The 9741-nt window shown below is 74.2% G+C and carries 7 protein-coding genes; 3 read left to right on the forward strand and 4 right to left on the reverse strand.

What is annotated here, in order from left to right; genetic code table 11:
- Positions 1 to 436: 436 nt before the first annotated feature.
- From ACSNOG_RS30055 to ACSNOG_RS30070, 4 genes are all read right to left on the reverse strand, one after another.
- Positions 437 to 1171, reverse strand: a complete 735-nt coding sequence (locus tag ACSNOG_RS30055; RefSeq protein ID WP_436755859.1) for a rhomboid family intramembrane serine protease — start codon at positions 1169 to 1171, stop codon at positions 437 to 439.
- A 160-nt stretch (positions 1172 to 1331) separates the two neighbouring features.
- On the reverse strand, positions 1332 to 2834 hold the full coding sequence (locus ACSNOG_RS30060; protein WP_436755860.1) for a DHA2 family efflux MFS transporter permease subunit: 1503 nt from the start codon (positions 2832 to 2834) through the stop codon (positions 1332 to 1334).
- A gap of 210 nt (positions 2835 to 3044) precedes the next feature.
- Positions 3045 to 4376: a M64 family metallopeptidase gene (locus ACSNOG_RS30065; protein WP_436755861.1), complete on the reverse strand. Its 1332-nt coding sequence runs from the start codon at positions 4374 to 4376 to the stop codon at positions 3045 to 3047.
- A gap of 135 nt (positions 4377 to 4511) precedes the next feature.
- The gene (locus tag ACSNOG_RS30070) at positions 4512 to 5903 is read right to left on the reverse strand and encodes an alpha/beta fold hydrolase (RefSeq protein WP_436755862.1); all 1392 of its coding nucleotides are present in this window, start codon (positions 5901 to 5903) and stop codon (positions 4512 to 4514) included.
- Between the two features lie 30 nt (positions 5904 to 5933).
- Here ACSNOG_RS30070 and ACSNOG_RS30075 point away from each other — a divergent pair, with 30 nt between their 5' ends.
- The 3 genes from ACSNOG_RS30075 (at position 5934) to ACSNOG_RS30085 (ending at position 9736) form a co-directional block, all read left to right on the forward strand.
- Positions 5934 to 7334: a helix-turn-helix domain-containing protein gene (locus tag ACSNOG_RS30075; RefSeq protein ID WP_436755863.1), complete on the forward strand. Its 1401-nt coding sequence runs from the start codon at positions 5934 to 5936 to the stop codon at positions 7332 to 7334.
- Positions 7335 to 7829: 495 nt separating this feature from the next.
- The gene (locus ACSNOG_RS30080) at positions 7830 to 8591 is read left to right on the forward strand and encodes a response regulator (protein WP_436755864.1); all 762 of its coding nucleotides are present in this window, start codon (positions 7830 to 7832) and stop codon (positions 8589 to 8591) included.
- The gene (locus ACSNOG_RS30085) at positions 8588 to 9736 is read left to right on the forward strand and encodes a sensor histidine kinase (RefSeq protein WP_436755865.1); all 1149 of its coding nucleotides are present in this window, start codon (positions 8588 to 8590) and stop codon (positions 9734 to 9736) included. Before ACSNOG_RS30080 ends, ACSNOG_RS30085 begins: the two co-directional genes overlap by 4 nt.
- The last annotated feature ends 5 nt before the right edge of the window (positions 9737 to 9741 follow it).

Consider the following 9741-nt stretch of genomic DNA (forward strand, 5'->3'; position numbering starts at 1 on the left):
GCTGGGATCCGCGGGCCGGGTGCGGGTCAGAACAGGCCGGCAGCAGGGGGAGAGGTGGGGGCTCGGGCCGGGAGCGTTGGCTGTGCGGCCGGTGGGAGGTCGGCCGCCGTACTCCTGCCGTCGCGGATGCGGCTGCGTGAGGAGACCTTGCGCTCCGGTCGTGGCTGAGGGGGAGCCGGCAGCTGCCGCGATGTGCCTGAGCCCGTCGTGGGCGCTTCGCTCGGCTCGCCGCCGTCGTGGTCACTCGTCCGGCTGTGGATGGTGGGGGTGGCGGCCTTCCGGGGGCGGAAATCAACCGACCCGGGTCGTAGGACGGTAGATAAGCGACCCCGGACGGCAGCCGACTGCCACAGTGGCCTGAGCAGAGGTCTGCGACCTCAGGAGTTCCTTCGGCGGGTAAGCGACACGCCCCCGCCCCCACGATGCCGACCGCCGCCTACAACAACCCCAGGTCGTCTAGCTCCTTGTAAAGGGCCGCTCGCGGGTTGTCCGTTGTGCGGGCCGGAAGGTTGGCCGGGGCGGCCGGAGCGGGGCTCCCGGTGCCGTCCCGCTTGCGGGCCCGGGTTCCGGCTCGGTCTCGGAAGAGCCATGCGCCCGCCACGCCGCCGATCAGGCCGCCCAGGTGGCCGAGCCAGCTGATGCCGGGGGTGCCGGGGACCGCCAGGGTGAGCAGGTAGGCGTACGAAGCGCCCATGACGACGCCGATGACGGTGTCGATCAGGTGCCGGTCGATCAGGCCCCGGACGACGACGTAAGCGAAGAACCCGTAGACGAGGCCGCTGGCGCCGACCGTCCGGTGGGTCTCGTCCTCGAACACCCACACCGCGAGGCCGCAGGTGACCGCCACCAGGACGTTCAGCCCGAGGAAGCGGGCCACGCCGCGGTAGGCGGCGAGGAAGCCGAAGACGAAGAGAGGGCCGGAGTTGGCCTCGATGTGCATCCAGTTCCAGTGGAGGAAGGAGGCGGCAAAGATGTCGGGAAGCCTGCCGATGTCGCCCGGGGCGATGCCGTAGTCGCGGGAGAGGGCGTAGTCGCTGCTCCAGTTGACGAGCTGAACCGCCCAGAGGAGGGCCACGAAACCGGCCATCACGAAGAGGGCCTTGCGCGCTTCCGCGAGGATCCGTTCCGCGTCGACCTGCCTGACGTCCTGTCTCCTGCCGAACCCACTCATCAACGTGCTTCCCTTCCCGGGCGGCGGCCTCTGCCTCCGCGATCAGACGCATCGTCCCTGATCAGGGAGCAGCGGGCAGCCGGGGCGCCCGGTTTACGCTCAAGGGCGCCGCGACGACGGCAGCTCGATACCGGGAACGGAGCTGACACGGAGCCCTCCGTCACGTGGTCTCGGCCTTGGCATTGCTCCGGCGGCCCGGCAGCGCCAGTGCCCCCAGCGCCGCGCACGCCGTGAACGCGGAGGCGATCAGCAGCGCCCTGCCGTAGCCGGCGGCCAGGTCGGTGGCCGTGTCGCCGGACGCGCGGGCCGCCGTCGTGTGTGCGGCGAGCGTGGTGAGCGCGGCCAGGCCGAGCGCGCCGCCGATCTGGCGGGAGGAGTTGACGAGCCCGGAGGCCAGGCCCGCCTCGGCGGGTGCCGTTCCGGTGGTGGCGGCGGCCGTGACGGGCACCAGGGACAGGCCCGCACCCAGGGTGGCCAGGACGAACGGGGCGAGCACGGCACTCGCGTACCCGGCACCGGACCCGGCGCCGCTTCCCCCGCCCGCCTCGCCGATGCGCGACAGCCACACGAAGCCGGCCGTGCTGATCGTCATGCCCGTGACGATCAGGGGGCGCGGCCCCGTGCGGGCGATGAGGCGGGTGGAGACCTGGGCGCCCACGACGATCGCGAGCGATCCGGGCAGGAAGGACAGGCCCGCGCCGATGGCGCTCCGGCCCAGCACCTGCTGGAAGTACAGGGAGAGCAGGAACCACATCGAGAACGCGGCCGCGCCCATGCCCAGGACGAGGAGGTTGGCGGTGGCGAGGGTGCGGCGGCGCAGGACTGCGAGCGGTACGAGCGGGTGGGCGACGCGGCTCTCGATCGCGACGAACGCCGCGAGCAGCAGCGTCCCGGTGACGAACGACCCCCACACGTGCGGCGCGCCCCACCCGTGCGTCTCAGTGGCGATGGTGCCGTGCACGAGGGCGGTCAGTCCGGCGGTGACGGTCATGGCGCCGGGCAGGTCGAGGCGGCGCAGGCCGGCGGGCGCGGTGGGGGCGGACGGTACGCACACGAGGGCCGCCGCCAGCAGCCCCGCGCCGATGGGGACGTTGACGAACAGCACCCACCGCCACCCCGCGTACTCGGTGAGCACGCCGCCGATGACGCCGCCGACCGCCCCGCCCGCCGCCATGACCGCGCTCCAGGCGCCCATGGCGCGGGTCCGGGCGGCCGGTTCGGTGAACGTCCGCATGATCAGGGTGAGGGTGGCGGGCGCGAGGACGGCTCCGCCTACGCCTTGTACGGCGCGGGCGGCGATCAGCAGGGGGCCGCCGGGGGCGAAGCCGCCGACCAGCGAGGCGAGGGTGAAGGCGGTGACGCCGGTGAGGAAGGCGCGGCGGGTGCCGACGAGGTCGGCCGCGCGGCCGCCCAGGAGCAGCAGGCCGGCGAAGGCGAGGGTGTAGGCGTTGACGATCCACTGCTGGCCGGCGGTGCTCAGGCAGAGTTCGGCGTGGATCGCCGGGAGGGCCACGTTCACGATCGACACGTCGAGGATGACCATGAACTGGGCCGTGCAGGCGATGACGAGGATCGCGGTGGTGCCACGTGCGGGCCGGCCGGCTGCGGCCGGGCCGGCCTTGCGTATGGCGGGCGGTGGGGGCGAGGGGTCGGCAGCGCGCATGGCATTCACGTCCCCCGGACCGCGCGCCCGCAAGCACGGACGCGCGGCCGGTTCGCCCGCGCCGTCTTCCCGGCCGGTCCGGCTGCGGGCCGGCTGCGGGCCGGACACAGGCCGGACGCGGGCCGGACGCGGGCCGGACGCGGCTGTTCGCGCAGTCCCCCCGGCGACCCTCACAAGGCGCGCGCTGCGGCGGACTTCACTTCATGCTTCTCACCGCGTGACCCTCCACGTCAGCGTCCCCGCCAGCCTCTTGCGCAGTTCCGGGTCGAGGACCGCGTCCGTGCGGTCGACGGCGCGCGCCGTCACCGTGTGCGGGCGGCCGTCGCCGGGCACGCCGAGCGCCCGCGGAACGATCTCGGTCCGGCCGCGGGCGGCCACGGCCTCCAGCCCGTCCACGTACCAGCGCACGGTCACCGTGGGCACCACCGGCCGCACGACGACCCGCTCGCGGCGCGAGACCGTCCCGTTCGGGCCGCTGTCGCTGCTGAGCACGCTCGCGTGGCGGTAGAAGCCCGCGATCATCGCTTCGCGCCCCGGCAGGTTGAACTCCCGCCCCAGCGTGCGCATGATCGAGTTCTCGGTGGGGCGGTAGAGGCCCTTGGGGTAGTAGCCGCCGCCCTCGTACGAGCCAACCGTGCCGCCGTCCGGTGACGTCCGCCCGATCCAGCGGTACCACTTCTTGCGCTGCGCGCTCTGCTGCCCCGCGTCCAGCGTGCTGATGTTGATGTCGCCCGGCTCGGCGCCGGTGTACGTGCCGTACTCGTCGTACTGGTACTCGTCGGCGAGCTTGCCCAGGGAGTGCCCGGTCTCGTGGACGGCGACCTGGTCGGACTTGGGGTGGTCGGAGGAGGCGGTGGCGATGCCGTCGTAACCGGCCTGGGAGACCACGTCGTTGTAGCCGGCGCCGCCGTACTTGGCGGAGTTGGACAGCACGACGACGAGGTCGGCGGCCGGCGCCTTCGCCGCGTACGACTCGACCCGGGCGGTGTCGACGCACAGCAGCCGCTCCACGTCGTCGCAGAAGAAGTACGACCGCAGGGCGGTGTCCTTCGTGACGCCCTTGGCCGGGTCGTTGGTGACGCCGGATTCGCGGGAGACGGCGTCGACGGCCCACACGTTGAAGGCCTTCGCGTAGGACGCGTACGGCTCGACGGCCGACATCTTGGCCCACTTGGTGCGCACGGCGGCGTGGAAGGCGTCCTGCTGGTCGGCGGTGTAGCCGTCGCCGATGAAGACGACGTCGAGCTTGGAGCCGACGGGGCCGTTGGTGACGACCGGGGTGACGGCCCCGTCGCCCTTCGCGGTGGGAGCGAGGGGGCGCGGCAGGGGCCGTGACGCGGGAATGGTGGTGTGACGGGGGTGGCCGTCGGGGCCGGTGAAGTACTCGACGTCCTGCGTGCGTTCGGACGAGGCAGTGCGGGTGGAACGGTCGGGGCTGCCGGGTCCGTCCGGTCTCGCTGCCGCCGCGGGGGACGTGAGCGTCGCCGCCAGGGCCGCGGCGAGGGCCACACCGCCGGCCGCGAGGGGTATTCGTCGTCTCATGGGGGGTTCCTCCCGAGCTCCGCCGCCTTGTTAAGCGGCGGGTCAAGTCGCTTTAAGGCGCGGCTTAACGTAGGGGGCGCGGGAGGCACCCGGCAATGGACGGGACGAAGGAACCTCAAGAACCTTCGGGAGACCTCACGCGTCGTCCCGTACGAGCCTCAGCAGCCGGTCCAGCACGACCCGTCCGCTCGCCCGTACGCCGTCGTGTTCGTACTCGTCGGTGACCCACGTCCGCAGCCCCCGGATCGCGCGGGCCGTGCGCAGCGAGTGCTCGGTGTCGACGTAGAGGTCGTCGTGGTAGACCGCCGCCGCGACCGGCACGGTGTTGCGGGCGAGGCGCTCGGGGTCGTACAGCGGCGTCCATCCCTTGCGCTCGGCGAGGAGTTCGGCGGTGCGGCGCAGCGGGCGCAGGGCCGGGTGGGTGCGCAGCATCCAGGGGTGGACGGTCTCCCCGGTGAACAGGAAGCGGCCGCCGTCGGCGTGCTGCTGGTCGAACTGCGGGTACTCCGCGCGGACGCGCTCGGCCGACCAGTGCGTCGGCTGCCCGTCCTGGGCATAAATGGCCTCGTGGAGCAGTGCGTAGAGCGGGCAGTGGGCGCGGGAGAGGATCGCCGCGACCTCCTCTCCGAAGGCGTCGGAGAGCCGCGGCCCGGCGGTGGTGTCGACGAAAGCGTCCTCGAGGAGGTAGTGCAGCCGGTGCGAGCCGTCGCCGGTACCGAGGAGGATGCCGAGCTGCTGGAAGGCCTCGACGGTCAGGAGGGTGCCGTCGGCGAGCACTTCCTCGTGCTGCGCGAGGTAGGCGGCGATGCGGCGGGCGGCTGCCTCGTCGCCGGGATAGCGGTCGTAGTGGGCGAGGGTCTTGCGCTCCATGCGCGGGTAGGCGGCGCGGTAGATGGTGTCCGCGTCGGCGTCGAGGCCCGGGAGACCGCCCGTGATCAGCACCTCGGCCAGGCCCTCGGGCGCGTACGAGAGGTAGGTGACCGCGCAGAAGCCGCCGAAGCTCTGGCCGAGGACGGTCCAGGGCCGGCCGTCGGTCAGCTGCCGCCGGATGTGCTCGCAGTCGCGGACGATGGAGTCGGCGCGGAAGTGCGCGAGGTAGTCGGCCTGCCGGGCGGGGGTGCCGCGGAGCGGGAGCGTCTGGCGGGTGGCGGGGGTGGAGCGGCCGGTGCCGCGCTGGTCGAGGAGGAGGACGCGGTAGTCCTCCAGGGCGCGGTCGAGCCAGTTCTCGCGGCCGACGGGGCGTCCGGCGGGGAAGCCGGGGCCGCCCTGGAGGTAGAGGAGCCAGGGCAGTTCGTCGTGCTGCCGGGCCGAGGCGACGACCTCGCGCGCGTAGAGGCGTATGTGCTCGCCGGAGGGGGCGTCGTGGTCGAGCGGCACGTCGAAGTGGTGGTCGGTGAGGACGAGGCCGGGCTGGCGGTGCCGGCCGGTCACCGAGGGCACCGCCGCTCCGGCCGGTGCCTCGCCGAGCGCCCCTCCGAGCCTCTGTGCGCCCCCCACGAGATGCTGCCCGTCGAGACCGTCCGGCATGGTTCCATCCTCACGTAGCTCACATCGCTCATGCACGGCGTAACCTACCGAGGGGCAGCAGTGGCCGAGAACAGCACCCACGGCATACGGGCGGACGAGCCCGCCGAGATCGGCCGGCGCGTGCTGCGGCTGCGCACGGCCAAGGGCCTCACCCAGCGGCAGCTGGCCGAGCCCGCCTATACGGCCGCCTACATCTCCACCCTGGAGTCCGGGCGCGTCCGCCCCTCCGAGACCGCCCTGCGTCACCTCGCCGAGCGGCTCGGCACCACCGTCGACGAGCTCACCACCGGCCGCCCCGCCCACCTGGCCACCGGGCTGCGCCTGCGCCTCACCGACGCCCGCCGCACCCTGGCCACCGGCGCCGCCGAGGACGCCGCCGCGCTCTACGCGGCGCTGCACGAGGAAGCGGCCCGCGCGGAACTCGTCCCCGAGCAGGCCGCCGCGCTCCTCGGGCTGGGCGACTGCGCCCTGGAGACCGGCGACCTCTCCCCCGCACGCGACCACTACGCCGCCGCCGAGGCACTGCTGGCCGACGAGCCGCTGCCGCGCCGCGTCCCCGCGCTGCGCGGCCGCGCCACCGCCCACCTCCTGGCCGGGGAGCTGCGCTACGCCTGCTACCTGCTGGAATCGGCGCTCGACGAGCTGAACGCCTCGGGGCTGCACGATCCGGACGCGCTGCTGCTCCTCTACACGGCCTCCATCGCCCCGTACATGGACATGGGGGCGCACGCGCGAGCAGCGCACGCCGCGGAGCTGGCGCTCGCGCTGGCGCCCCAGGTGGACGATCCGGCGCTCGTCGCCGGCATGCACCGGGGCGTGGCCCGCACCCTGATCGCCGAAGGCCGCATCGAGGAGGCGGACGCCTCGCTCGCCAAGGCCCAGGAGCTCTACCAGCAGCTGCACATCCGCACCGAGCTCGCGCACTGCCATTGGATGCGCGGCTACGTCCGCGCGCAGAACGGCGACCTGGAGGGCGCCGAGAGCGAGCTGCGCACGGCGCGCGACATGCTGGCGTCCAAGCGGGCGGCGCTGTTCACCGTGCAGGTGGAGGTGGAGCTGGCCGACGTGCTGCGGCGGCGCGGCAAGGCGGGCGAGGCGGAGCGGCTGCTGAGCCCGCTGCTGTCGCCGTCGGCGCTCGGTGCCGAGCGCGGCGCGGTGCACGCGGGCGGTGCGCACCGGCTGCTGGGGCTGATCGCGGAGGAGCGCGGGCTCACGGAGTCGGCGGAGGAGCACTACTGCGCGGCGCTGTCGCTGCTGGAGCGCACGGGGGCGGCGGGCGACCTGGCCGATCTGTGCCGGCTGCTGGGCGATCTGCTGCGGCGCACGGGGCGGGTCGAGGCGGCGCTGGACGCGTACCGCACGGGGCTGGGGCACCGGGCCGCGCCGGGCACGACGACGCTGGGGCCGGCGCCGGCGGCGCCGCCCATGTAAACGGCGGCGCAGCGCGGCTTCGGCCCCCTGTGCATACCCCTGTGTGCAGAGGGGATTTTCCCCCGGCCGTGGGCCGCCGCCTGTGGGGGATGCGGCGCCCCGCGGCCGTGTGCCGCAGCACCTCACTGCCGGTAGGTCAGTCCCGGCATGCTGCAGTACGGACAGCACTCTGCCCGCGCGCACGCCCCCGCGGAATCCCCCGTGAGTCCCGGCTCGCCCCCGCCGATCGGAGGGGGTGCCTCCGCCCATCGGGGGGACGGGCGGGCGACGCAGGGCGCGGCGGGAGGGGAGCGCCACGTTCCGTTTTCGGCCCTGGTTGTCGGAACCGTGCGGCAGGCTGGAGGCGTGACCGGAACCGGAGCACGGCGCGTGGCCGGAACCGGAGCACGAAGAACCGGCTCTAGCCGGTCGTGAACGAGGCGCGGACGAGCAGGGAGCGTGCGGCATGACACCGGGCAGCGGGCGTGGCAGAGGCAGCGGAAGAGGTAACGGCCGGTGATCCGTGTTGCCGTGGTGGACGACGAACAGCTCGTCCGGTCCGGGCTGAGGATGATCCTGGGCACGGCCCCCGACATCGAGGTGGTCGCCGACTGCGGCGGCGGCGAGGCCGTCGCCACCGTGCGCGCCTGCGCCCCCGACGTCGTCCTCCTCGACATCCGGATGCCGGACGTCGACGGGCTGACCGTCCTGCGCGCACTGCGCGACACCCCGCAGCCGCCCGCCGTCGCCATGCTCACGACCTTCGACGCCAACGAGTACCTGGCGGCGGCCCTGCGCGGCGGCGCGACCGGCTTCCTCCTCAAGGACACCGACCCGGAGCAGCTCGTCCAGGCCGTACGGACCCTCGCGGCGGGCGGCAGCGTCCTGGACCCCGGCGTGACCCGCGCGGTCATCGGCGGCTACCTCGCCTCCGAGGCCGAGACGACCGCCGCCGAGGCCGTGGCGGCGCTCACCCCGCGCGAACGGGAGGTGCTCGCGCACCTCGGCGCGGGGCTGGCCAACCCGCAGATCGCGGAGCGCATGGGGCTCGCGCCCAGCACGGTCAAGGACCACGTCCGTGCCGTGCTCGGCAAGCTCGGCGGCCTGAACCGCGTCCAGGCCGCGATCGTCGCCGACCGGGCCGGGCTCGTCACCGTGCAGGGGCGGTCGCAACCTCAGGGACAAGGACAGGGACAAGGACAGGGACAGGGACAAGGACAAGGACAGGGTGCCGGACCGTCCCGGAGCGCCGCGGCGCCGCCGGGTGGCGCCGCGTGACCGCGCCCGCCGGCCTCCGGCTCGGCGCCCGGCTCCCCCCGCGGGTGCGCACCGCCCTGCCGCTGGTGGTGCCCGTGCTGATCGCCGCCCTGGACGCGGTGCTGGTCAACGGGCCGGGCCCGGGCCTCGACCTCGGGGTGTCGCTCGCGGCCGCGGTCGCCCTGCTGTGGCGCAGGCGCTTCCCGCTCGCCGTCTACGCAGTGACGCTGCCCGGCATCTACATCGGCTACATCTGGTTCGCCCCGATGATCGCGCTGTACACGGTGGCGACGCTGCGCCCGGACCGGCGGCTGCTCGTGGGGGCGGCGGCGCTGCTCGCCGTCGCGCACTTCCTGCCGTACCCCATCTCGGAGCTGTCCTTCGCCGACCGGCGCGAGGTGGCCCTGCAGTTCGTCGACGCGTGCGTCACCGCCGCCACGCCCGTCGCGCTCGGCCTGCTCACCCGCACACGGCGCGAGCTCGCCGCCCGGCTGGACGAGCTGACGCGCAGTCGGGCGCGCGAGGACCGGCTGCTCGCCGACCAGGTCCTGGCCACCGAGCGCGCCCGCCTCGCCCGCGAGATGCACGACGTCGTCGCCCACCAGGTCAGCCTGATCAGCCTGCAGGCCGGTGCCGTGCAGATCAGCACGGGGGACGCCGGGGCGCGCGAGGCGACCCGCAAGATCCGCGAGCTGTCCGTGCGCACACTGGAGGAGCTGCGGCACATGGTCGGCATCCTGCGCGCCGCCGGAGCCGACACCGAGGAGCTCACCCCGCAGCCGCGCCTCGCGGACCTGCCGCGGCTGATCGAGCTGAGCGCGCTCGACGTGACGTACGAGAACGCGTGCGACGAGCGGACGGTGCGCTCCGAGGCCATCGAGCGGGCGGCGTTCCGCACGGTGCAGGAAGCACTGACCAACGCCCGTAAGCACGCGCCGGGCGCACACGTCCGCGTACGGCTGGCGGAGGACGCCGCGGAGACGCTGCTGGTGGAGATCCGCAACGGACCGCCGGACGCGGCCGTACCGGCGCCCGGGCTGCCCGGCGGCGGGCACGGCCTGGTGGGGCTGCGCGAACGGGCGCAGAGCCTGGGCGGAACGCTGGAGGCGCATGCGACGCGGGAGGGCGGCTTCGTCGTACGGGCCGGATTCCCGCGGGAGGGGTAGGGCGG

It is taken from the genome of Streptomyces sp. URMC 124, from assembly GCF_051386455.1.
Taxonomy (GTDB): domain Bacteria; phylum Actinomycetota; class Actinomycetes; order Streptomycetales; family Streptomycetaceae; genus Streptomyces.

Bases quoted from the DNA above. Each gene is read 5' to 3' on its own strand.
- ACSNOG_RS30060 (WP_436755860.1), bottom strand. From the start codon at position 2,834: ATGCGCGCTGCCGACCCCTCGCCCCCACCGCCCGCCATACGCAAGGCC.
- ACSNOG_RS30070 (WP_436755862.1), bottom strand. From the start codon at position 5,903: ATGCCGGACGGTCTCGACGGGCAGCATCTCGTGGGGGGCGCACAGAGG.
- ACSNOG_RS30055 (WP_436755859.1), bottom strand. From the start codon at position 1,171: ATGAGTGGGTTCGGCAGGAGACAGGACGTCAGGCAGGTCGACGCGGAA.
- ACSNOG_RS30075 (WP_436755863.1), top strand. From the start codon at position 5,934: ATGCACGGCGTAACCTACCGAGGGGCAGCAGTGGCCGAGAACAGCACC.
- ACSNOG_RS30065 (WP_436755861.1), bottom strand. From the start codon at position 4,376: ATGAGACGACGAATACCCCTCGCGGCCGGCGGTGTGGCCCTCGCCGCG.